At 63.0% G+C, this 23129-nt stretch carries 24 protein-coding genes; 5 read left to right on the top strand and 19 right to left on the bottom strand.

The features are described from left to right. Window positions 1-25: 25 nt before the first annotated feature. Entirely contained in the window at window positions 26-502 is a 477-nt protein-coding gene (locus tag IDM28_RS00210; protein WP_101315369.1) for a DUF4399 domain-containing protein, read from the bottom strand. A 225-nt stretch (window positions 503-727) separates the two neighbouring features. Here IDM28_RS00210 and IDM28_RS00205 point away from each other — a divergent pair, with 225 nt between their 5' ends. After that, window positions 728-1213 carry a substrate-binding periplasmic protein gene (locus tag IDM28_RS00205; protein ID WP_101315367.1) on the top strand — a complete coding sequence of 162 codons (486 nt, stop codon included), beginning with the start codon at window positions 728-730 and terminating at the stop codon, window positions 1211-1213. 15 nt (window positions 1214-1228) lie between these two features. On the opposite strand, the gene IDM28_RS00200 is transcribed toward IDM28_RS00205, so the two are convergent. Continuing rightward, a complete protein-coding gene (locus tag IDM28_RS00200) occupies window positions 1229-1732 on the bottom strand; it encodes a DUF523 domain-containing protein (protein ID WP_150573037.1) in 504 nt (167 codons plus the stop codon). After that, window positions 1719-2342 carry a 2OG-Fe(II) oxygenase gene (locus IDM28_RS00195; RefSeq protein ID WP_188035129.1) on the bottom strand — a complete coding sequence of 208 codons (624 nt, stop codon included), beginning with the start codon at window positions 2340-2342 and terminating at the stop codon, window positions 1719-1721. The genes IDM28_RS00200 and IDM28_RS00195 overlap by 14 nt, the downstream gene beginning before the upstream one ends. A 120-nt stretch (window positions 2343-2462) precedes the next feature. Between IDM28_RS00195 and IDM28_RS00190 the strand changes: the two genes are divergently transcribed. After that, window positions 2463-3215, top strand: coding sequence for a DUF2059 domain-containing protein (locus tag IDM28_RS00190; RefSeq protein ID WP_101315360.1), 753 nt, complete (start codon window positions 2463-2465; stop codon window positions 3213-3215). Here IDM28_RS00190 and IDM28_RS00185 read toward each other — a convergent pair whose 3' ends face one another. Next, window positions 3216-4139 carry an alpha/beta hydrolase gene (locus tag IDM28_RS00185; protein ID WP_150570408.1) on the bottom strand — a complete coding sequence of 308 codons (924 nt, stop codon included), beginning with the start codon at window positions 4137-4139 and terminating at the stop codon, window positions 3216-3218. Window positions 4140-4256: 117 nt separating this feature from the next. On the opposite strand from IDM28_RS00185, the gene IDM28_RS00180 reads away from it, so the two are divergent. Next, the gene (locus IDM28_RS00180) at window positions 4257-4811 is read left to right on the top strand and encodes a DUF6436 domain-containing protein (RefSeq protein WP_181105851.1); all 555 of its coding nucleotides are present in this window, start codon (window positions 4257-4259) and stop codon (window positions 4809-4811) included. Here the strand turns inward: IDM28_RS00180 and IDM28_RS00175 are convergent. Further along, window positions 4790-5356 carry a sugar O-acetyltransferase gene (locus IDM28_RS00175; protein WP_101315354.1) on the bottom strand — a complete coding sequence of 189 codons (567 nt, stop codon included), beginning with the start codon at window positions 5354-5356 and terminating at the stop codon, window positions 4790-4792. The two genes, IDM28_RS00180 and IDM28_RS00175, sit on opposite strands and share 22 nt — an antisense overlap. Window positions 5357-5441: 85 nt before the next feature. Between IDM28_RS00175 and IDM28_RS00170 the strand changes: the two genes are divergently transcribed. Continuing rightward, entirely contained in the window at window positions 5442-7805 is a 2364-nt protein-coding gene (locus IDM28_RS00170) for a penicillin acylase family protein (RefSeq protein ID WP_188035128.1), read from the top strand. A 68-nt stretch (window positions 7806-7873) separates the two neighbouring features. On the opposite strand, the gene IDM28_RS00165 is transcribed toward IDM28_RS00170, so the two are convergent. From IDM28_RS00165 to IDM28_RS00100, 14 genes are all read right to left on the bottom strand, one after another. Then, entirely contained in the window at window positions 7874-8659 is a 786-nt protein-coding gene (locus IDM28_RS00165; RefSeq protein ID WP_101315350.1) for a MetQ/NlpA family ABC transporter substrate-binding protein, read from the bottom strand. Between the two features lie 180 nt (window positions 8660-8839). Then, on the bottom strand, window positions 8840-9775 hold the full coding sequence (locus IDM28_RS00160; protein WP_150573042.1) for a sigma 54-interacting transcriptional regulator: 936 nt from the start codon (window positions 9773-9775) through the stop codon (window positions 8840-8842). Between the two features lie 63 nt (window positions 9776-9838). Further along, window positions 9839-10420, bottom strand: a complete 582-nt coding sequence (locus IDM28_RS00155) for an alpha/beta hydrolase (protein ID WP_150570412.1) — start codon at window positions 10418-10420, stop codon at window positions 9839-9841. Between the two features lie 179 nt (window positions 10421-10599). Next, on the bottom strand, window positions 10600-11001 hold the full coding sequence (locus tag IDM28_RS00150; protein WP_101315343.1) for an ExbD/TolR family protein: 402 nt from the start codon (window positions 10999-11001) through the stop codon (window positions 10600-10602). A 1-nt stretch (window position 11002) separates the two neighbouring features. Then, a complete protein-coding gene (locus IDM28_RS00145) occupies window positions 11003-11731 on the bottom strand; it encodes a MotA/TolQ/ExbB proton channel family protein (protein WP_188035127.1) in 729 nt (242 codons plus the stop codon). Window positions 11732-11789: 58 nt separating this feature from the next. Beyond that, entirely contained in the window at window positions 11790-12587 is a 798-nt protein-coding gene (locus IDM28_RS00140) for an energy transducer TonB (protein ID WP_101315339.1), read from the bottom strand. A 348-nt stretch (window positions 12588-12935) separates the two neighbouring features. After that, a complete protein-coding gene (locus IDM28_RS00135) occupies window positions 12936-13925 on the bottom strand; it encodes a sulfate/molybdate ABC transporter ATP-binding protein (protein ID WP_101315337.1) in 990 nt (329 codons plus the stop codon). Window positions 13926-13928: 3 nt separating this feature from the next. Further along, window positions 13929-14801 (bottom strand): sulfate ABC transporter permease subunit CysW, encoded by an 873-nt coding sequence (gene cysW, locus IDM28_RS00130; RefSeq protein ID WP_101315335.1) that lies wholly within the window; start codon window positions 14799-14801, stop codon window positions 13929-13931. Between the two features lie 13 nt (window positions 14802-14814). Then, entirely contained in the window at window positions 14815-15633 is an 819-nt protein-coding gene (gene cysT, locus IDM28_RS00125; RefSeq protein ID WP_101315333.1) for a sulfate ABC transporter permease subunit CysT, read from the bottom strand. An 89-nt stretch (window positions 15634-15722) separates the two neighbouring features. Then, window positions 15723-16730 carry a sulfate ABC transporter substrate-binding protein gene (locus IDM28_RS00120; protein WP_101315331.1) on the bottom strand — a complete coding sequence of 336 codons (1008 nt, stop codon included), beginning with the start codon at window positions 16728-16730 and terminating at the stop codon, window positions 15723-15725. A 49-nt stretch (window positions 16731-16779) separates the two neighbouring features. After that, window positions 16780-16962 carry a sulfur starvation response protein OscA gene (gene oscA / locus IDM28_RS00115; RefSeq protein ID WP_101315329.1) on the bottom strand — a complete coding sequence of 61 codons (183 nt, stop codon included), beginning with the start codon at window positions 16960-16962 and terminating at the stop codon, window positions 16780-16782. 178 nt (window positions 16963-17140) lie between these two features. Further along, window positions 17141-20197, bottom strand: a complete 3057-nt coding sequence (locus IDM28_RS00110) for an efflux RND transporter permease subunit (protein ID WP_188035126.1) — start codon at window positions 20195-20197, stop codon at window positions 17141-17143. Beyond that, window positions 20194-21261: an efflux RND transporter periplasmic adaptor subunit gene (locus IDM28_RS00105; protein WP_101315325.1), complete on the bottom strand. Its 1068-nt coding sequence runs from the start codon at window positions 21259-21261 to the stop codon at window positions 20194-20196. Before IDM28_RS00105 ends, IDM28_RS00110 begins: the two co-directional genes overlap by 4 nt. Continuing rightward, window positions 21258-22346, bottom strand: coding sequence for an efflux RND transporter periplasmic adaptor subunit (locus IDM28_RS00100; RefSeq protein ID WP_101315323.1), 1089 nt, complete (start codon window positions 22344-22346; stop codon window positions 21258-21260). Before IDM28_RS00100 ends, IDM28_RS00105 begins: the two co-directional genes overlap by 4 nt. Window positions 22347-22550: 204 nt before the next feature. On the opposite strand from IDM28_RS00100, the gene IDM28_RS00095 reads away from it, so the two are divergent. Further along, window positions 22551-23006, top strand: a complete 456-nt coding sequence (locus tag IDM28_RS00095) for an REP-associated tyrosine transposase (protein WP_101315322.1) — start codon at window positions 22551-22553, stop codon at window positions 23004-23006. The last annotated feature ends 123 nt before the right edge of the window (window positions 23007-23129 follow it).

Below are 23129 nucleotides of genomic sequence, written 5' to 3'. Positions count from 1 at the left end.
GGGCCGCAACGCGGCCCCATTTACTTCACTTAACGGTAACGGTAATTTTCTGCGACTCAACGCTAGGCTTGAACGGCACATGATACTTGTCGCCCAGCACCAACTGCAGGGTGTGCTTGCCTGGTGTCAGGGTGATGGTCGCTTCAGTCTGCGCCTTGCCGAAATGCAGCACCTGCGGCCCAGCCGGCAGCGGCGCGTTGTTTTCCGGCATAAGGCTGGTCGGCAGCGGTGTATCGCTCAGTGGCTGCTTGTCGACATCTACCAGCAAGTGGTGGTGGCCGCTATGCGGAGTCTGGTCGCCAGCGGGTTTCAGCGCCATGCCTTCGATGGCAAATTTGACGGTAAAGGTCTTGTCGACCGTGGCACCATCCGCCGGGGAAACAATGAAGACCTTGGCATCCTTCGGCGGCTCCTGGCTTTGCAGGGCATCCGCTGCACTGGCCAGTACCGACGCCCCCATGAGCAGACCGGCAACGGCAGCACGCGAAAATAGGCTGTTCATTCACTTCTCCTGTGATTCACTTCATTGACCGCCGCCAGGTAACGATCGGCAGCGGAGCATCAACATAGTCCAAATGTGGCCCGAGGTGTCTGGGCCCGCTGTCACAAATAATTTATCAGCGGTTTAAACATTAGGAGAGACCCACGGTCATAGCCAGCGTTCGACCGCCACCACAAATAAAGCAGCGGCGAATGAAATTTACCTGCTGAACAAGAAGGGATACTCATGCGTTTGACCATTGGCGTACTGCTGACAGTACTGATCAGTCCGTTGGCCCAGGCCGAGCTGATAGACGAAATCAACGACCGGGGCGAACTGCGCATTGCCGTGCAAGCCGATACACCGCCTTATGCCTTCAAGCAGGACGAACATCTGGCGGGCTTCGATGTCGAGCTGGGCCAGGCCCTGGCCAAGGAGCTGGACCTGCGTGCCGAGTTCATCGAAACCCCCGCAGAACAGATATTGCCCGAGGTCGAGAGCGGCAAGAGCGATGTTGCCCTGAGCCAGCTGCGCGCTGCGCAGAAGGTCGACGCGGCACTGGATGTCAGCCAGCCGTTTGGCAGTGACAAGCTGGTAATCCCGTTCCAGAAAGACAACCCGGCCTTCGAGAGCGCAGTGAACAACGCCCTGCAGCGGATCAAGGATGACGGCAGGCTGGCGGACCTTGAAAAGAAATGGCTCAAGGGTGAGAGACCTACCGCCGGCCAGTAACCTGCTGATGACATCTCAGTGGTCGAGGGCTGCCAGGGCCTGCTGCGCCTCGGCCAACTGCAGCTCGCTGAACACCAGCACGCCTTCGCGGCGCAGCAGCGCAGTAGTCACGCCCTGCCCCGCCACTTTGACCCCGCTGAAGCTGCCGTCGTAGGTCAGTTGGTTACCGCAGGAGGGGCTGCCGGACTTGAGTACGGCGACCCGGATGCCGTGCCGACGCACCAGCGCCAGGGCGATCTGCGCACCCGCCAGAAACGCCGCACTGACGTCCTCGCCCGACACCGTAATCACCTGCGCCTGCCCGTCGAGCACCTGCGCGCCCTGCCCGCCGGGGATTTCTGCAGGTGGCCGCGGGGTCGGCAAGCCGCCAGCTACCTCCGGGCACAGCGCTACCACACGACCCTCGGCCTGCCAGCCTTGCAGCACGTCCGGATGGCCACTGGCACGCCCGTCGTAGCGCACCGGCTGGCCCAGCAGACACGCGCTGACCAAAACCGGCGACAATTCAGAACGGCTCATTGCCACGCCTACGGAACCAACCCGTCAACGACAAGCGCTCACGCCCGGCCGCCAGCACTTCGTGGGGCACGTCGTCGGACAGAAACACCACCAGTGTGCCCGCTGTCGGCGCTACGTCATGCACGCGCTGGTCATCGAGGAACATGCGCAACTCGCCGCCGTCGCCGGGCTGCCAGTCCTGATTGAGATAGATCACAGCCGACACGGCGCGGCGGTCGTCATCGCGAAAGCGGTCCAGATGGCGCCGATAGAACGCCCCCGGCGGATACAGGGCGAAATGGCATTCGTAATCTTCAAGGCCGATGAACAAGCCCTGATTGATTGCCTGACGCAGCGCGTCCATGGTGTCCAGGTAACGGTCGCAAGCGCTCGACTCGCCAGGCTCCAGCCAGCGGATGTGATCGCCACGGATCGCCTCGCGAACCTCTAGCGTGCCGCCACGGCCAACCCCGGCAGGGTTGAGCTGGCCGTCGCCGGCGCGCCGCCGGCATTCAGCGGCCAGCGCGCTGACCAGCTCGGCCGGCAAAAAGTCGGCCTGCTGCGACCAGCCCTGGCTGGCCAGGTCATCGACAATCGCGGACAGCTTGGAAACATCGGAAGTAATGTGCATGGCGCATCATAGCCATTCGCCCAGGCCCCCTCCAGCGCCACTTGGCTGACCGGCGTCATTGCGTCTCGACAAACTCCCACTGCGCCACGGACAATAGCGCACTGCCGACAGGAGTCCTGAATGCGCCGTTTGTTTTCCCTGCTGTTGCTGATGATCTGCACCATGCCTGTCTGGGCAGACAGCCTCGATCAGCTGTACAAGGCCGCCGGCTGGCCCGACCAGCGCGCCCATTTCAATGATGCCGTGAGTGCTGCCCAACAGCGCTACCGCAACAGCCTGCCGCCTGCGGTTTACCAGGCGCTGGTGAGCAACAGCAACCAACGCTTCCAGGCCCAGGCCATGGACCAGCGCGCACAGGCGCAGCTACGCAGCAAGCTGGCCAACCCGGCGCCAGCCTTGGCGTTCTTCAATTCGCCGTTGGGGCGCAAAGTGGTGGCCGCCGAGTTGCTCGCCACACGCAAGGACCAGTTGGCCAAGAACGCCAAAGGCCTGCCCAAGCTGCAGGTCAGCGACACTCGGCAACTGATCATGGGCCACCTGGCCCAGGCCCTGCCCGCGCGCGAAGCCGGCGCCGAAGTCAGCCTGGCGATCGCCGGCGTGGCTGCCGACAGCCTCAGCTCGATGATCCCAGGGCTGTTTGGTGGCGGTCAGGCGCAAGGGTTGCTCGACGGCCAGCGCCAGCGCCTGATGAACCAGATCGGCGAAGACCTCAACAACACCTTGCTCTACGTCTACCGCGAGCTCAGCGATGCCGAACTGGAAGAGTTCGCCAACTTCGCCGAATCCGCCGACGGCCAGGCGTACTATCAGGCGGCACTGGCGGCAGTGCGTGCGGGGCTTGCGGTCGGCCAGAACGGCAATCAGCTCAAGTAATCAGCCCAGCCGCTGGCTGATGAAATCGAGGTAGCGCTGACGGGTTGCCGGCAGTTCATTGGCCAGATGATGGCGCGCCTCTGGCAGCAGCAGGATCTGCGGATCAGCGAACTTGGCCTTGAGCACCTTGAGGTTGTAACGCCAGTCGACCGTGCCATCCGCCTCGCCCTGCACGATCAACGGCCTGCGCGTGCTCGGCGGCGCCGCCTCGATCCGCTTGACCCAGCTCATCAGCGCACCTACCCAGGCAGTCGGCAAGCGCCGTGGTTGCAGCGGGTCGGCCTGCAGAAACGGCAGAAACGCCGGGTCGTTGCTGTTTTCGCTGAACTGGCGCTGGATGCCGTTGACGAAGTGGCGCAGCAACCGATAGCTGAGCTTGGACCAGTGCCACGCCCGCGGCCGCACCAGCGGTGCCAGCAGGATCAGCTCGCCATCGACCGGGCTGTGTTCGCCGGCATGCAGCACGTGATCGACCGCGATCGCGCCACCGGTGCTCTGCCCGCATAGATGCCACGGGCGTGGCAGCTCCAGCTCGCGGGCCTGGCCGAACAGCGCCACCAGTGTCTGCTGATAAAGCCCGAAGTCACTGATGCTGGCCCGCTCGCCACTGGACAGACCATGCCCGGGCAAATCACAGCTGACCACCGCCAAGCCCTTGCTCAGTGCCCACTCGATGACATGCCGGTACAGCCCCATATGGTCATAGTAGCCGTGCAGCACGAACAGCGTCGCCACCGGCTGCGGCGGCAGCCAGGCCTGGCCGACCAGCTCGAAACCGCCCGCCTCGAAGCTGCCGAGCAAACGCTGCACAGGCAGATCCAGGCCATAGAAGCGCTGGTACGCAAGCGCCTGGGCAGATAACGGCTGGCGGCTCGACAATGGCGCGAGGCCGCTGCGCAGGTCGACGTTGAAAGGAGCAGGCATCGGCAAAATCCGCGAACAAGTATTGATCTGGGATATTCAGCTCAAGCGCGGCGCATGGCAAGCTGGGCGCCCCTCCAACTCATTGCAAAAAGCGAGTACCGCAGCTGCGGCCCCCCCATGAAAAAGCTGTCGACCTTGGCCATCACCCTGCTCTGCGCCGCCGTGCTCTGGTGGGCTTACGACAGTTTCCAGTCACGTTATCTGCGCCCGTTCGCCAATCAGGCCACGCTGTTCGATGGTAGCCAGTTGCGCCTGCCCGCCGAGCTTGCCGGCCCCGGGGCGATCCGTGTGGTGCATTTCTGGGACCCGGCCTGCCCGTGCAACGTCGGCAACCAGCAACATCTGAGCGAACTGGTCGAACAGTTCACGCCGCAGGGAGTGAGTTTCTATCTGCTGCAAAAGCCCGCCAGCCATGGCGCGCTGCCGGCCAACCTGGCCGCGCTCAAGGTCCTGAGCGAGCTGCCCGGCAGTGCCAGCCTGCCCGCCAGCCCTGCGGTGGCGATCTGGGATCGCGAGGGCCGACTGGCCTACTTCGGCCCGTACAGCGAAGGCGCCGTGTGCAACTCAAGCAACAGCTTCATCGAGCCGATCCTCAAGGCCTTGCTCGAGAACCGCAATGTCAGCGCCTCCAACACCCTCGCGGTCGGCTGTTACTGCCCTTGGGCTGACTGACGCTCGCGGGCCGGATTGCCCACCACAACCGCACCGGCGGCGACATCGCGGGTAACCACGCTACCAGCACCAATCACCGCGTCATCACCGATGGTGACGCCCGGCAGAATGATCGCACCGCCACCGATCCAGACGTTGTTGCCGATGTGCACCGGGCGCCCGCTTTCCAGGCCGGTGCGGCGCACGTCCGGGTCGAGCGGATGATCGGCGGTGTAGATCTGCACCGACGGCGCGATCTGGCAGTCGTGGCCAATGTGTACCGGCAGCACGTCGAGGATCACGCAGCTGAAGTTGATGAAGGTGTTGGCACCGATACTGATGTTGTAGCCATAGTCGCAATAGAACGGCGGGCGGATGACCACGCCCTCGCCGACTGCGGCAAGATGTTCGGCCAGCAATGTATGGCGGCTGAGCTTGAGCTGCTCGTCGCTGCCGTTGTAGCGGTCCATCCACTGCTTGTTGCTGCGTTGCTCAGCCTGCAACTCGGGGCAGCCTGCGTGATAGAGCTGGCCGCTGAGCATCTTCTGTTTTTCGCTGAGGGACATGCAGACTCCTTTGGGGGCTATGCTGGTGGCGCGATTCGGTCAATGATCTGACAACCGTTTGCGTTGATATGCACAAGGAGTTCTGATGAAACGCAGCTTGTCCGTGCTGGTCGTGGTGATTGCCGTGGCCGCTGCCGGCGGTTACTGGTATGTCCACAGCAAGCAGCCCCAACGCCACGGCGAACTGAGCCTGCGCGGCCTGCAAGCGCCGGTCAACGTGCGCTACGACGAGCGCGGCGTGCCGCACATCCAGGCGCAGAGCGAAGCCGACCTGTACCGCGCGCTGGGCTATGTGCACGCCCAGGACCGGCTGTTCCAAATGGAGATCATGCGCCGCCTGGCCCGTGGCGAGCTGGCCGAAGTGCTCGGCAGCAAGCTGGTCGCCACCGATACCCTGTTCCGCAGCCTGCGCATCCGCGAGCAGGCCGCCCGCATGGTCCAGCGTCAGGATCGCCAAGGCCCCGCCTGGCAAGGTTTGCAGGCCTATCTGGATGGGGTCAACCAATGGCAGGCCAGCCACCCCAAGCCGGTCGAGTTCGACCTGCTCGGTATCACCCCACGCCCCTTCAGCGCCGAAGACACCCTGAGCATCGCCGGGTATCTGGCCTACAGCTTCGCCGCCGCGTTTCGCACTGAACCGGCGCTGACCTATATCCGCGATCAGCTTGGCGCCGATTACCTGAACATCTTCGACCTGGAATGGCAGCCCGAAGGCGCCCTCGCCCCGCGCCTGGCAGCCGTCGACTGGCGCAGCCTCGAGCAACTGGCCAGCGCCAGCCAGGATGCTCTGGCCGCCGCCGGCCTGCCGCAGTTCGAGGGCAGCAATGCCTGGGCAGTTTCAGCCAGCCGCACCCGTAGCGGCCGCCCGCTGCTGGCCGGCGACCCACATATCGGCTTTGCCGTGCCGGCGGTATGGTATGAGGCCGAGCTGGCGGCGCCGGGTTTTGAGTTGTATGGCTACTTCCAGGCACTCAACCCGTTTGCCCTGCTCGGCCACAACCGCGATTTCGGCTGGAGCCTGACCATGTTCCAGAACGACGACGTCGACCTGATTGCCGAGCGCAGCAACCCGGCCAATCCCGAACAGGTTCTGATCGACGGCCAGTGGCAAACCCTGCAGCGCAGCCAGCAGCAGATCGCGGTCAAGGACGCAGCGCCGGTCGAGATCACCCTGCGCAGCTCGTCCCACGGGCCGATCGTCAACAGCGTGCTCGGCGAAACGGCGGGACCCACGCCGATTGCCATGTGGTGGGCGTTTCTGCAAACCGAAAACCCGATTCTTGAGGGCTTCTACCAGCTCAACCGCGCCGACAGCCTGAACAAGATGCGTCTGGCGGCGGTGAAGATTCAGTCACCCGGGCTGAACCTGGTGTGGGCCAATGCCGCTGGCGACATCGGCTGGTGGGCCGCGGCGCAGTTGCCAATCCGCCCGGAGGGGGTCAACCCGGCGTTCATCCTCGACGGCAGCAGCAGCCAGGCAGACAAGCTTGGCTTCTACCCCTTCAGCCTCAACCCGCAGCAGGAAAATCCAGCCAGCGGTTACATCGTCTCGGCCAACTTTCAGCCACCGGCCACGATCCCGGTGCCGGGTTACTACAACCTTGCCGACCGCGGCCGCCAGCTTGACCGGCAACTGGCCAACCCGCAGATCAAGTGGGACACAGACAACAGCCAGGCGCTGCAACTGGACACCGCCAGCGACTACGGCCCACGCCTGCTCGCGCCATTGCTGGCGACCCTGCGCGAAGCTGCCGAGGGCGTGCAGGAGCAGGAGCTGGCCGAGCAATTGGCAGCCTGGCGCGGTGACTACCCGCTGGATTCGACCAGCGCGACCCTGTTCAACCAGTTTCTGTATGAGTTGGCCCATGCCGCACTGCATGATGAGCTGGGCGATACCTGGTTCACGATGCTGCTCAACACCCGCGCCATCGATGCCGCCCTTCCCCGACTTGCAGCTGATCCGGAATCACCCTGGTGGAGCCAGCGCGGGACCAGTCAACCTGCAGGGCGCAGTGCGGTGGTGCGCGAGGCCTGGCACAAGACGTTGGCCCACCTTGGCGAAACCTTTGGCGCCGACCCGGCCAACTGGCAATGGGGCAAGGCGCATACTCTGATCCATAACCATCCGCTGGGCGTGCAGAAGCCGCTCAACCTGCTGTTCAACGTCGGCCCGTTTGCCGCGCCGGGCACCCACGAGGCGCCGAACAATCTCTCGGCCAAGATCGGCCCCGCGCCATGGCCGGTGAACTATGGGCCGTCGACCCGGCGAATCATCGACTTCGCCGACCCCGCCCAGGCATTGAGCATCAACCCGCTCGGCCAGAGCGGCGTGCCGTTCGACCGGCATTATCGCGATCAGGCCGAGGACTACATCGAAGGCCGTTATCAGCGGGCGCAGCTGGGCGTGATCCCGGCGCGCAGTACCTTGCGCCTGCTGCCTGCCGAATAGCCTTTCGCAGAAACAAAAACGCCGACGCAAATGCGTCGGCGTTTTTTTCAGGGCAGTCAGCGTGCAAATCAGAACGCTGGCAGTACCGCACCGCTGTATTTCTTGGCGATGAAGGCTTTCACTTCCGGGCTGGTCAGCGCTTTGGCCAGTTTCTGCATGGCATCGCTGTCCTTGTTGTCCGGGCGAGCCACCAGGAAGTTGACGTACGGCGAGTCGCTACCTTCGATGATCAAGGCGTCCTTGGCCGGGTTCAGACCTGCTTCTAGGGCGTAGTTGGTGTTGATCATGTCCAGGTCAACCTGGTCCAGCACGCGCGCCAGCATGGCCGATTCAAGTTCCTTGAACTTGAGGTTCTTTGGGTTCTCGGCGATGTCTTTCGGCGTGGCCAGGGCGTTTTTCGGGTCTTTCAGGGTGATCAGGCCAGCCTTCTGCAGCAGGATCAGGGCGCGGCCGCTGTTGCTGCCCTCGTTGGGGATGGCAACGGTAGCGCCGTCTTTCAGCTCGCTGAGGTTCTTGATCTTCTTCGAGTAGCCGCCGAAGGGTTCAACGTGGACACCGATCACGGTGACCAGGTTGGTGCCTTTACCTTCGTTGAAGCTCTTCAGGTACGGCAGGGTCTGGAAGTAGTTGGCATCCAGGCGCTTCTGATCGACCTGCACGTTCGGTTGCACGTAGTCGGTGAAGACCTTGATCTCCAGATCGACACCTTCCTTGGCCAGGGTCGGCTTGATCAGTTCGAGGATCTCGGCATGCGGCACCGGGGTGGCAGCGACTACCAGTTTCTCGGCCGCATGGGCAACGCCGGTCAGCGCCAGGGCAGCAGCCAGGGCCGCAGTCAGCAGGGATTTCTTCATGGTGATCCTTAAGTAAGCTGAGCCATCGGCGACGGCAATATGGGGTGCCCGGCGCAAGCTGCGCTGGGCGTGAAGCGGACGATACCGGGATTTTATATTCCGGAACAATATCTTTTGATTAGCTGCTTATATCAAAAAGAATTGGCCATCATCGACTTCGCTTATTAGCCGCATGATCGACTATTTGAGTGCCGCCAATGCTGACTCGAGCAACTGGCGCAGGGCTGCGCTGGTGTGCGGCTCCCGGCTATGACCGAGCTGGCTCAGTCGCGCCGCCAGGCTGGCCAGCGGTGCGCTGTCGGGCAGGTCGAGTTGCTCGGCGAGGATCTCGTCGCCATCGCTCACCAGCAGGGCGAAATGGATGACGTTTTCCAGCTCGCGGGTATTGCCCGGCCAGGTATGCGCCTCCAGCGCTTGCTGGGCCAGGTCGCTGATCAGTGGCACCGGCCGCTCCAGCCGGGCGCTGTAGATGCCGACGAAGTACTCGGCCAACGGCAGGATATCGCCTACCCGCTCACGCAGTGCCGGCAGTTCCAGCTCGCCCTCGTGCAGGTACAGGTAGAGCCGCTCGTTGAAGCGCCCTGCCGCCACGGCCAGGGCCAGGTCAATGCTCGAAGCGGCAACCAGGCGCACGTCGACCGGCTGCGGCTGCTGCGCACCGACCCGGGTTACTTCACGGTTTTCCAGCGCGGCGAGCAACTTGGCCTGAATCGCCAACGGCAGGTCGGCAATCTCATCCAGGTACAGCGTGCCGCCATTGGCCGAACCAAACCAACCGGCCCGGCTGCTGGCGGTGCCGCCGTGGCTGCCGGCGCTGTAGCCGAACAGCTCGGCATCGGCGTAGGTATGGCTGATGGCGGCGCAGTTGACCGAAACGAACAGGCCGGCGCGGTCGCTGGCGCGATGGATCTGCCGCGCCAGCAGCTCCTTGCCGGTGCCGGTTTCGCCACGGATCAGCACCGGCAGCGGCTGCACTGCCAGACGCTCCAGGTCTCGGCGCAGCTGCTGCGAGCGCGGGTCGACAAACACCAGCGCCTTGGCGCGAATGCTCAGCGGGCTTTTATCCAGCTCGGGGAAGGTCAGCAGCGGCTGGCCGAAAGGGGCGTGCAAGGTCATGACAAACTCCCGCCGGGCCATCAGCAGCCGGGCGTCTCAGGCATTCTGTGGATAACTGCCGGGTCAGGCGCGCCGTAGCGTGCGCTGCTCGATCCGGCTTTGCAGGCGGTACAGGTAGGCAAAGCCCTGCTCCCAGCGCTCATGCCCGGACTTGACGTTGATATGCCCGGCATTGGCCAACAGGCCCGCCTCGGCCGCCCATTCCTGGGCCAGATACAGCGCCCGCGGCACGCTCACCGCTGGGTCGTTGTCCGAGCTCACTACTTGGCTGGCAAACGGCAACGCCTGCAGCGGGATCGGCGCGAAGTTGCGCAGCGCCGGCGCGCAGGTTGGCCGTTCGACATCCGCCGGTGCCACCAGCAAGGCGCCACGTACCCGTGCGAGCAAGGCCGGGCTGGCCGCAGCGGCCCAATGGGCAACGGTGATGCAGCCCAGGCTGTGGGCAATCAGGATTACCGGCGTACTGTCGGCGGCAATCGCCTGCTCCAGCGCCTGCACCCAATCGCGCCGCTGCGGCGTCAGCCAGTCGGCCTGCTCGACCCGAGCGCTGTTGGGCAGGCTGCGCTGCCAGTGGCTTTGCCAATGATTGTCTGGCGATCCTTGCCAGCCCGGCACAATCAGGTAACGAATTGACTCATTGCGCATGGGGACGCCTCCAGGAAGTTTGCGTGCTTGTTGACCAGTATAGGGAGCGGGATATATCCGTAAAGGAATAAGAAGCTATGTGTTTATAACCAATTTACGTTTCGCAAATAAAAAAAGGGCCACCCCCCTGCCAAGAGGTATGGCCCTGAAGCACTTGCCTGAAGAGGGTACGACGGGCTCTAGCGTGCGGTTATCACCGCCAGCTTGGTGATCCCGGCGCGTTCGATGGCCGCCATGGCGCGGGCTACTTCGCCGTAGTTGACGCCATCGTCGGCCTGCAGCTGCACTCGCACCTCGGCGTCCTTGAGCTTGGCCGCCTTGAGGTTGCTTTCGAGCAGGTCTGGCTGGATCTCGTCCTTGTTGATGAACAGCTTGCCGCCACCATCGATGCTGACCACCAGCGGGTCTTTCTGCTCGACCGGGGCCACGGCTTCGGTCTTGGGCAGGTTGATCGGTATGGCGTTGGTCAGCAGCGGTGCGGTGACGATGAACACCACCAGCAGCACCAGCATGACGTCGACCAGTGGCGTGACGTTGATTTCACTGAGGACTTCGTCGTTGTCCTGGGTTGAAAAGGCCATATCAGGACGCCTCTTTCACGGGCTGGGTGAAGCCGGCCTGAGGCTTGTGTGCGGTCGGGTGGACCAGCACGCGGAAGGCGCTCTTCTGGGCCAGGCTGTAGAAGTCATGGGCAAAGTCATCGAGGTCGGCAGCGGTCAGCTTGAGCCGGCGCAGGAAGTAGTTGTAGACCAGCACCGCCGGCACCGCGACCGCAATACCAACGCCGGTTGCAACCAGTGCCGCACCGATCGGCCCGGCCACGGTTTCGAGGCTGGCCGAACCTGCCGCACTGATGCCCTTGAGCGCTTCCATGATGCCCCAGACGGTGCCGAACAGGCCGATGAAGGGCGAGGTGCTGCCGATACTGGCGACTACAGCAAGGCCGGTCTCCAGCGAGCGCCGTTCACGCACGATCTGCTGGCGCAGGGCACGTTCGAGGCGGTCCTGATGGTTGATCGACTGGCTAAGGTCGCTGGCATGGCCAGGCTCACCCACGGCGATGGCGGCGTACCCGGACTGCGCCACGCGGGCGGCCGGGCCTGGCAGTTCGTGGCTGAGCTCGGCCGCCGAGTCGAGGCTGGAGGCAGCCCAGAACTGCCTGTGAAAGCGTTTGTCCTGGTTCTTCAGGCGCACGAACTGTACGGCCTTGATCAGCGCCAGGCCCCAGGTGGCGACAGAGAACACAACCAGCAGCCAGATCACGGCTACTTCAACGGACTCGAGGGGAGATGCGGATGCCAGCAGGCTCATGATGAAGTCTTCCTATGTTCGGTCGGTATACGGTTCAGGTGCATGTTCAGGGGTGTAATCAGCGCAGCTTGAAGTCGATCGGCACACTTACCCAGCCGGACTGGGCGACATCGCCCTGCTTGGCCGGGACAAAGCTCCAGCGCTTGACGGCCGCCAGTGCGGCGTCGTCGAGGGCCGGGCGGCCACTGCTTTTCTGAATCTGGATCTGGCCGGGCTTGCCGCTGGCCATGACCTCGACCCGCAGCAGCACGGTGCCTTCCCAGCCGCGGCGCTGGGCCATCTGCGGGTATTCCGGCGCCGGGTTCTTCAGGTAGGCAGCGTTGGCCGACGGCGGCGTGACCGGCGCTGGCGCCGGTGGAGCTGGCGTTGGCGCAGGTGCTGCAACTGGCGGCGGCGGAGTTTCCACCGGTTTCGGCACGGGCTTGGCGACAGGCTTTGGCACCGGCTTGGGTTTCGGTTTAGGCACAGGCTTGGGTGCAGGTTTGGCCGCCAGCTCATCGACTACCGGCGGCGGTGGCGGCTCGACTACCGGAGGCGCTGGTGCAGGCGGTGGCGGTTCGACCACGGGCGGGGCCGGTGCGGCAAACTCGATGGTCATGGGTGGGATCTGCGGTGGCACGACCGGTAACGGCGGGGTCGGGCTCTGGCTGATCCAGTACGCCGCCGCGCCATGCAACGCCACTACCAGCAGGGCCAAGGCCCATTTGTCGCGGCGCTTGAGGCCGCTGACCGGCGTGCGTTGCAGGCGCAGCTGGCCGAGCGGCAGACGAAGCGTGCGTCCAAGCTCGACCAGGTCGCCCGGGGCCGGGCGCCATGGCTGGTCGTAGGCCCTGACGGCCGTATGGACATTACCCATTGATCAAACTCCTGGGGTCTCGATTCATGGCTGAATCATCGGTGCCAGACGCTTATCTCTGAAAGTAATGTTTAAACGCAAACTTAGAACTTAATTGAATATTGGTATTAGGGGGAAGGCCGCAGCCCGCGTGGTTCGTGGGCTGGCCGTGATGGCGGGGATTTTGATGCCTGGGCGGCATTTGAAATATTCCTGGAAGGCATTGGTCTTGCGGGGGATGGGGCTGCTTTGCAGCCCAATCGCGACACAAGGCCGCTCCTACAGAGGCCGCGCCGTGTCAGGGACTGCGCGGTCCCGGTAGGAGCGGCCTCGTGTCGCGATTGGGCCGCAAAGCGGCCCCAGAATGGATCAGATATCAGCCACCTTCTGCCAAACCTTGGGCCGGAAGAACAATGTCTCGCCCCGCGCCAGCCCGGTCAGGCTGTCATGGTCCTTGACCACCTCGGCTTCGATCAGCTCGCTCTGCCCTTCCACCTTCAAGGTCACCCGCGTGGTCGCGCCCAACGGCCGAATATCACGCACCTCGGCCGCATGGTGGCCTTCGGTTTCATGCCGCGACAACGACACCTCGTGTGGGCGGAACAGCACATGGTTGCCTTCACTCAGGCTCATGCGGTTGGAGTCACCAAGGAAGTGATAGACGAAGTCGTTGGCTGGCTTTTCATAGACCTCACCCGGCGAGCCGATCTGCTCGATCACGCCCTTGTTCATCACCACGATGCGGTCGGCGACTTCCATCGCTTCTTCCTGGTCGTGGGTAACGAATACCGAGGTCAGGTTGATGTCTTCGTGCAGCCGCGCCAGCCAGCGGCGCAGCTCTTTACGCACCTTGGCATCCAGCGCACCGAACGGCTCGTCGAGCAGCAGTACCTTGGGCTCGACCGCCAGGGCGCGAGCCAGAGCGATACGCTGACGCTGGCCGCCGGACAGCTGCTCGGGGTAACGGTCGGCCAGCCAGTCGAGCTGGACCATGTTCAACAGCTCATGGACCTTCTCGGCGATGCGGCTTTCGCTCGGCCGCTCGCCCTTGGGCTTCATGCGCAGGCCGAAGGCGACGTTGTCGAACACGCTCATGTGGCGGAACAGCGCGTAATGCTGGAACACGAAGCCGACGTTGCGATCACGCACGTCATGCCCGGAGACATCTTCGCCATGGAAGACGATGCTGCCATCGTCCGGCGTTTCGAGGCCGGCGATGATCCGCAGCAGGGTGGTCTTGCCGCAGCCCGACGGGCCGAGCAGAGCCACCAGCTCGCCGCTGTTGATATCCAGGTTGATGTTGTCCAGAGCCTGGAAGCTGTTGAAGCGCTTGCTGACGTTACGAACTTCGATCGACATGAATTATTCCTCCGCTGCGCTTTGGCGCAGACGGTTAATACGGTTCTCGCTCCACTGCTTGAGCAGCAGGATGAAGAGCGCCAGGATCAGCAGCAAGCTCGCCACGCTGAACGCCGCGACGTGGTTGTATTCGTTGTAGAGGATTTCGACGTGCAGCGGCAAGGTGTTGGTAACCCCGCGGATATGCCCGGAGACCACCGACACCGCACCAAACTCGCCCATCGCTCGCGCAGTACACAGCACCACGCCGTAGATCAGGCCCCATTTGATGTTGGGCAGGGTCACGTGCCAGAACATCTGCCAGCCATTGGCGCCAAGCAGGCGCGCGGCCTCTTCCTCTTGAGTGCCCTGCTCTTGCATCAGCGGGATCAGCTCACGGGCTACGAATGGCACGGTAACGAAGATGGTCGCCAGGACGATGCCCGGCAAGGCGAACACGATCTGGATGTCGTGATCCTGCAGCCACGGCCCGAAGAAGCCCTGCGCGCCGAACATCAGCACATAGACCAGACCGGCGATTACCGGCGACACCGAGAACGGCAGGTCGATCAAGGTCACCAGGATGCTCTTGCCGGCAAAGTTGTACTTGCTCACGCACCACGCCGCACTGACCCCGAACAGCAGGTTCAGCGGCACCGAAATGGCCACCGCGAGCAAGGTCAGCCTGAGCGCCGACAGTGCATCGGGCTCGAAGATCGCCTCGAAGAACGTACCGAAGCCGTTCTTCAGCGCTTGGGAAACCACGATCACCAGCGGCAACAGCAGAAACAGCGCAAACACCAGCCAGGCCGAAATGATCAGCACCCGCCGTGAGGTGGCGCTGCCGCGGCGGGCGGCGTTGGCGGCGGCCGTTGCGCCTAGAGTTGAAGCAGACATGGGCGGTCCTCCTTCAAGGGGTTTCGATGCGCCGCTGAAGCAAGTTGATCAGCAGCAGCAGAATGAAGGAAACCACCAGCATCAAGACGCCGATGGCAGTAGCGCCGGTGTAGTCGTACTGGTCGAGCTTGACCATGATCAGCAACGGCAAGATTTCGGTCTTCATCGGCATGTTGCCGGCAATGAAGATCACCGAGCCGTACTCGCCCACACCGCGAGCAAAGGCCAGCGCGAAGCCGGTCAACCAGGCCGGCAGCAGCGCCGGCATGAGGATATGGCGGAATACCTGCAACGGTTTCGCGCCCAGGCAGGCAGCCGCTTCTTCGACTTCTCGGGGGATGTCCGCCAGCACCGGCTGCACCGTTCGCACCACAAATGGCAGGGTGACGAAGGTCAGCGCCAGGGTGATACCCAGCGGCGTGTAGGCGATCTTGAAACCGAGGTCGGTGGCGAACTGCCCGACCCAGCCGGACGGCGCATACAGCGCGGTCAGGGCGATGCCGGCGACTGCCGTGGGCAAGGCGAACGGCAGGTCGATCATCGCGTCGATGATCTTGCGCCCGGGGAAGGTGTAGCGCACCAGCACCCAGGCCAGCAGGGTGCCGATGATGCCGTTGATGATGGCGGCGAACAGGGCAGTGCCGAAACTCAGCTTCAGCGCGGCAATCACTCGCGGGGCGCTGATGATGTTCCAGAACTGCTCCCAGGTCAGCTGCGAGGCATGCACGAACATGGCCGCCAGCGGTATCAGCACGATCAGGCTGAGGTACACCAAGGTGTAGCCCAGAGTCAGCCCGAAGCCGGGTATGACGGGGGATATACGACGTGACATAAAGGTCCCTGGTTTAACGCATCAAGCCCGGGACAAGTCCCGGGCCCATGCAGGCTACTGAAGCTCCAGTGCGGCACTGTACTGCCGAGTTACTGCGCCTGGTAGATCTGGTCGAACACACCGCCATCGTTGAAGAATTTCGGCTGTGCAGTTTTCCAGCCGCCGAAGTCCTTGTCGATGGTCACCAGGTCAAGTTTGGGGAATTGCTTGCCATATTCGGCAGCCACTTTCTGGTCACGCGGGCGGTAGAAGTTCTCGGCGGCAATTTTCTGCCCGGCCGGGCTGTACAGATACTTGAGGTATTCCTCGGCGATCTGCTCGTTGCCTTTCTTCTGCGCGTTCTTGTCGACCACTGCCACTGGCGGCTCGGCGAGGATCGACAGCGAAGGCACGACGATTTCGAACTTGTCGCCGCCGCCATCTTCCTTCAAGGCCAGGAACGCTTCGTTTTCCCACGCCAGCAGCACATCGCCCTGACCATTGTTGACGAAGGTGATGGTCGAGCCGCGCGCGCCGGTGTCCAGCACAGGCACGTGCTTGAACAGCTGCTGCACGTATTCCTGGGCCTTGGCTTCGCTGCCGCCGGCTTTCAGGCCATAGGCCCAGGCGGCGAGGAAGTTCCAGCGAGCGCCGCCGGAGGTTTTCGGGTTGGGAGTGATCACCGACACGTCGTTCTTGACCAGGTCGCCCCAGTCCTTGATGCCTTTCGGGTTGCCTTTGCGCACCAGGAAGACGATGGTCGAGGTGTACGGTGTGCTGGCGTCCGGCAGGCGGGTCTGCCAGTTCTCTGGCAGAGTCTTGCCGAGCTTGGCGATTTCGTCGATGTCGCCGGCCAGGGCCAGGGTCACCACGTCGGCGCGCAGGCCGTCGATCACTGCACGGCCTTGCTTGCCCGAGCCACCATGGGATTGCTGAATCTTGACCTTGTCATCCGGGTGCGCCTGCTGCCAGTGCTTGATGAACTCGGCGTTGTACTGCTGATACAGCTCACGGGTTGGGTCATAGGACACGTTGAGCAGTTCGTAGTCCTTGGCGATGGCGGAACCGGCAAACACGGCACTGGCCAGAGCGGCGAGCGCATAACGGCGGATGGACATGGTGAAGCTCCCGAATTGGCTTTTTTTCTAATTGGTAAGTAGTGCGCGATCAGCCGGTCTTGTTGCCAGGCTGCTGCAGGCGGAACTTCTCCTTGCGCTCGATCTGCACGACCTGAGCGTTGTGCACGGTGATCTCTACCGCGCCGAAGCGCAGGTCGCGCAGGGCGGCCTGGATCTCACGCAAAATGGTCGCTTCGTCCTGACCGTCGATGCTACGCAGGGATGCACTCATGCTCGTTCTCCTGTGAGTGAAGTGCCGGGCAGGGGTTTGAAGGGGATTTGCGCCTGGCTTGAAGCTGATAATAGTGAGGCGCGGATATTCTTAAAAATACTATTTAAGAATGTTTATATAACCAAAAGCAGAAAGGCCATTGCGCTGGGCAATGGCCTTTTCTGAACGGCGCGCGGTATTAGCTGGATGACTGTTCTGGCTCGCGAATCTTGTACCAGGCCACATACAGCGCCGGCAGGAACAACAGCGTCAGCAGCGTTGCACTGATGATGCCGCCGATCATGGCGTAGGCCATCGGCCCCCAGAACACCTCGCGGGCAATCGGGATCATGCCCAGGCTGGCCGCCGCTGCGGTGAGCAGGATCGGCCGGCGGCGATGGTTGGTCGCCTCAAGCACCGCCGCCCAGGGCGACAGGCCCTGCGCCTCGAATTCGTCGATCTGGGTGACCAGGATCACCGAGTTGCGGATGATGATGCCGATCAGCGCCAGGATTCCGAGGATCGCCACAAAGCCCATTGGCGTACCCGTCGGCACCAGCGCCAGCACCACCCCGATCAAGCCCAAGGGCGCCACGCTGACCACCAGGAACAGCTTCTGCACGCTGTGCAGCTGGATCATGAGGAAAGTCGCCATGAGGAACAGCATCAACGGAATAACCTGGCCAATTGGCCCCTGCGCCTTGCCGCTCTCCTCGACCGTACCGCCGGTGGCCACTTCGTAGCCCGGCGGCAACTTGCTGGCGAACTCTTCGATATCCGGTTTGAGCTGTTTGACCAGGTCGGTCGGCTGGATATCACCGTTGACCGAGGCCTTGATGGTGATGGTCGGCTTGCGATCGCGGCGCCACACCAGCGGCTGCTCCAGCTCGTAGCGCACCGTGGCAATCGACAGCAGCGGGATCGAGGTGCCGTTGGGAGTCAGTATCTGCAGGTTCTGCAAGGTATCGGGCGAGCCGCGCTCGCTGTCTTCGGCGCGGGCGATCACGTCGACCAGGTAGATGCTGTCGTTGACCTGGGTGATCGGCACGCCGCTGACAATGCTGTTCATCACATTGGCGACGTCTTCGGACGACAAGCCCAACTGACGCGCCTTGTCCTGAGCGATCTCGACCCGTAGGACTTTGCCCGGCTCGTTCCAGTCGAAGATCATCTCGCCTATGTGCTGATTGCTGTCGAGCATGGTCGCCAGGTCGATCGCGTGCTTGCGCACCAGGTCGATGTCCTTGCCGCTGATCCGGTACTGGATTGGCCTGCCCACCGGCGGGCCCATCTCCAGCGACTGCACATTGCTGCCAATGCCGACGAAGTCTTCGCGCAGCAGCTTGCGCAGCCGGTCCATCAGCCCGGCACGCTCCTCCAGGCCTTTGCTGACGATCACCAGCTGGGCGTAGTACGGGTTCTGCAGCTGCTGATCGAGCGGCAGGTAGAAACGGATCGCGCCCTGGCCGATGTAACTGCTCCAGTGCACCAGATCGGGGTCGTCCTTGATCTTCGCTTCAAGCCGATCGACCACCTTCTGGGTCTCCTCGATAGAGGCGTTTTGCGGCAGGTTGAGGTCGACCAGGATTTCCGGGCGGTCCGATGACGGGAAGAACTGGTTCTGCACAAAGCGCATCGAAAACAGCGCCAGAGCGAAGATCAGCACCGTACCGATGATCGTCCACCAGCGGTTGCGCATGCACCACAGCAAACCATGCTCGAAGGCACGACCGACGCGGCCGGTCTTGGCTCCGTGTTCCTTGACCTTGTTGGCCTTGAGGATATGCACGCCGAGTACCGGGGCGAAGAACACCGCCACCACCCACGACACGATCAAAGCCACTGCGATCACCGCGAACAGGGTGAAGGTGTACTCGCCGGCAGAGCTGGCGTTGAGCCCGATGGGCACAAAGCCGGCCACCGTGACCAGGGTGCCGGTCAGCATCGGGAAGGCCGTCGAGGTATAGGCAAAGGTGGCCGCCTGCTCCTTGGTTTCGCCCATTTCCAGGCGCGTGACCATCACCTCGACGGTGATCATCGCGTCATCCACCAGCAGGCCGAGGGCGATGATCAGGGCACCCAGCGAGATCCGCTGCATGGTGATGCCGCTGTATTCCATGAACAGGAACACCATCGCCAGCACCAACGGGATCGAGCACGCTACCACCAGCCCGGCGCGCACGCCGAGGCTGACGAAGCTTACCGCCAACACGATCAGTACCGCCTCGAACAAGGCACTGGTGAAGCCGCCAACTGCCTTCTTCACTACCACGGCCTGATCCGACACGGTGTGCACACCAACCCCGACCGGCAGGTTGGTGATGATCTGGTCCATCTTGGCTTTCATCTCGGCGCCGAACGCCTGGATGTTGCCACCGGCTTTCATGCCAATGGCCAGGCCAATCGCCGGCTGGCCGTTGTAACGGAACATCGGTGCAGGCGGGTCGGTGTAGCCGCGCTGGATATTGGCGATGTCGGCCAGGCGGAAGAAGCGATCATTGATCCGCAGGTTGACGCCCTCGAGGTCTTTCTCGGAGCTGAACTGGCCGCTGGTGCGCACCGAAATCCGCTCAGGGCCGGCCTCGATCACCCCCGCTGGGGTAACGGCGTTCTGGGCTTGCAGAGCCTGCATGACCTGGCGCTGGTCGATCCCCAGTGCCGCCAGCTTGCGCGTCGAGAAGTTCAGGTAGAGCACTTCGTCCTGCACGCCGAACAGCTCGATCTTGCCGATATTGGGCACTTCGCGGGCTTCGGCGCGGGCCTGCTCGACGTAATCGCGCAGTTGCCGCTGGCTCAGGCCATCGGCGGTGAAGGCATAGATGGTGCCGTAAACGTCGCCGAATTCATCGTTGAACGCCGGGCCCTGAATACCTTTGGGGAACTGGCCGCGAATGTCGTCGATCTTCTTGCGCACCTGGTACCAAATGGCCGGGATATCCGGCGCCTTGGTGGTATCGCGCAGATACACATAGACCGTCGACTCACCGGGGCGGGTATAGCTTTTGACGTAATCGAGCGAGTCCAGCTCTTCGAGCTTCTTCTCGATGCGGTCAGTGACCTGATTGAGCGTCTCGTCCTGGGTCGCGCCGGGCCAGCGGGTCTGGATGACCATGGTCTTGATGGTGAACGACGGGTCTTCTTCACGGCCCAGGTTGAAGTAGGAGAACACCCCCATCAGCACACTGACGAACATCAGGTACCAGACAAAGGACTGATGCTTGAGCGCCCATTCGGACAGGTTGAAGCTTCCTTTCATTGCGCATCCTCGTCAAAGCTGACCGGCTGGCCGGGCTTCAAGCTGTTCACGCCGGCAGTCACCACGCGCTCGCCCGGCTGCACGCCGGAGGCCACGACGATGCTGCTGGCGGTGCGGTCGATCAGGGTCACGTCGCGCAGGGCCACGGTCTTTTGTTGGGTGTCGAGGACCCACACCTGGGTCTTGCCGTCACGTTCGAGCAAGGCGCTCAGCGGCAACTCGCTACGCGGGGTGACCGCCGAGGACAGGTTGACGCTGATCGCCGTGCCCAGGTGGAACGCTGCGGGGGTACTGGCCAGGGTCAAACGCGCACGCCGGGTGCGGGTGGTGGCGTCGGCTTGCGGCTCCAGCTCGCGCAGGGTCGCGGTAGTATTGACCGCAGGGTCGAGCTGCGCGGCAACAGTGAAAGTCAGGTCTTTGCTCAATTGTTCGGCCAGGCCGATTGGCAGGTCGATGACCGCCTCTTTGACGTCGGGGCGGGCCAGCGTGACCACTTCCTGGCCAGCGCTGACGGTTTGCCCGGCCTCGGCACGCCAGGCGGTGACCACCGCGGCGTTGTCGCTGCGCAGGGTGCTGTAGTCGAGTTGATCGCGAGCCTGGCTGACTGCGGCACGTGCTTGCTCGAGCGAGGCACCGGTGGTTTTCAAGTCGGTCTGGGCGATGTCCAGTTGCGCCTGGGCGCCAACGCCACGGTCGTACAGCTGCTGCTGGCGGCGGGCATTGGCCTGGGCATTGATCCACTGCGCCTGGACCCGCGCCAGGTCGCCTTCGGCGGCGCGCAGCTGGTTCTGTTGATCGGTCGGGTCGAGGGTGGCGAGGATATCGCCCGGTTTGACCTGGGCGCCGACATCGAGCCAGCGCCGGGCGATCCGTCCTGACACGCGAAAGCCCAGGGTGCTTTCATAGCGAGCCTGGATCGTCCCGGCGAAGCGCCCCAACTGCGCCTGAACCTGCGGCTGGACCACGGTCGACAGCACCGGGCGGACCGGTTCGGCAGCCTCCTCGTCCTTGCCACAGCCGCCCAGCAGCGCAGCCGAGCAGAGTATCAGCAGCACTGCTTTCATGGCGCGGCGCCTCCGTCCTTGGCGTTGACTTTCTCGACCTGCATACCGGGGTGCAACAGCTGCCCGCCACTGACCACCACGGTCTCGCCGCCTTTGACGCCATCGGCAATCACCACTCTGCCGGTGAGATAGCGGCCGACCTGGACTGGGCGCAGTTCAACCTTGTCGCCCTCACCGACCACCCACACTGCCGGCTCCTTGAGCGCCTTGGTCAAGGCCGACCACGGCAGTTCGATGCTCGGCCGGCCCTGGGTGCGGCCGCTGGCGGTGACAGGCGAGCCGAGTTGCATGCCGGCGGGCACACTCTGCAGGGCGACCTTGATCTGCACCGTGCCGCTGTCGGCGGACACCGTCGGGGTCACTTCGCGCACCTGGCCCTGCGCCTGCACCTGCGGGTTGTCGAGCAGCTTCACGATCACTGGCGCGTCGCTGGGCGGCGCCATCAGCAGCGATTCGTAGACGTTGAAGACCGCATCACGATCACCGTCCACGGCCAGGCCAAAGATCGGCATGGTCGCCTGCACCACCTGGCCAACCTCGGCCTGGCGCGAGGTGATGACGCCATCGGCGTCGGCAACCAGCGCGGTGTAGCTCAGTTGCTCCCTGGCATTGGCCAACTGCGCCTGAGCGGCCTTCAAAGCACTTTGATTGCCGCGCAGCGCCGCCTCGGCAGAATCATATTCGCTGCGGCTGGTGTAGCCCTTGGGCAGCAGTTTCTGCTGGCGAACGAAGGCCGCGCTGGTCTGGGTTACCCGCGCCTGCGCAGCAAATACCTCGGCCTTGGCCGAGTCGACGTTGTTCTGCAGGTCCTTGGGATCGAGCCGCGCCAGCACCTGGTTGGCCTTGACGTGATCGCCGACGTCGACGCTGCGCGAGATGATCTTGCCGCCGACCCTGAAAGACAGGTCGGTCTGCACACGCGCCTGCACGTCACCGGTAAGGGTCACGTTGGCGGCAAAATCTGTGGTCTGGACTTGCTGTACACCTACTCTGGGCAGTTCCGGCGGGGCAATTTCTTCTTTGCAACCCACCAATAGCGACAAATAACCCAGGCAAGCGACCGACAATAGGCGCCTCAACGGCATGCGTGCTCCTTGCTTGCGCGCGAATGGTTCGAGGGATGCGACTGTTAGCGTAGATCAGGGTTCCGCAATCGGCACTGATAGGGGTCAGTCAGCCTGACTGATCCTGTAAAGGGTCACGAATGTCATACCCGGAAACGAGAAGCACCGCGTTCTCCATGCGGCAACGGCTACGGTTCAAGAGGGCGTCAAACTCAAGGAAGAACCATGACATTCGCCGAATCCTACCTGCTGCGCCGTGGCCGCTGGTCCGAGCCTGGCAGGCGTTATTTACTGACCACGGTCACTCATCAGCGTGAAGCGCTGTTTGGTCAATTACACACAGCACGCATCGTTGTGCAGCAGCTGCGTTTGTCAGATCAGGAACAGGACTGCCAGTCGTTGGCCTGGGTGGTGATGCCAGATCATGTGCATTGGCTGATCGAATTGAAGTCGGTGACGCTGGGGACTTTGATGCGCAGGTTCAAGTCGAGATCCAGTCTTGCCTTGCACAAGGCCGGCGTTCGCTATGGGCCGGTTTGGCAAGCCGGGTATCAGGATCGGGCGCTGCGTAGGGAAGAAAGCATGCGCAGTGTAGCGACGTATATCGTTGAGAACCCAGTACGGGCCAAGCTTGTCGACAGCATTGGCGATTACCCGCATTGGGATACGGTCTGGCAGTAATTCCGTGTCGTGGCCTTCGCGGGTAAACCCGCTCCTACAGGGTTTTGAGGAACTCATGAAAATGAGGTGACCCAGCAAGTACGGATCACTCACACACCATTGAAAGCTGAGCGGTATCGGGGC

Origin of the sequence: Pseudomonas sp. EZ-C24, from assembly GCF_014525325.1 — a bacterium.
Lineage (GTDB): Bacteria > Pseudomonadota > Gammaproteobacteria > Pseudomonadales > Pseudomonadaceae > Aquipseudomonas > Aquipseudomonas shirazensis.
This window is presented reverse-complemented; position numbering and strand designations above follow the sequence as displayed.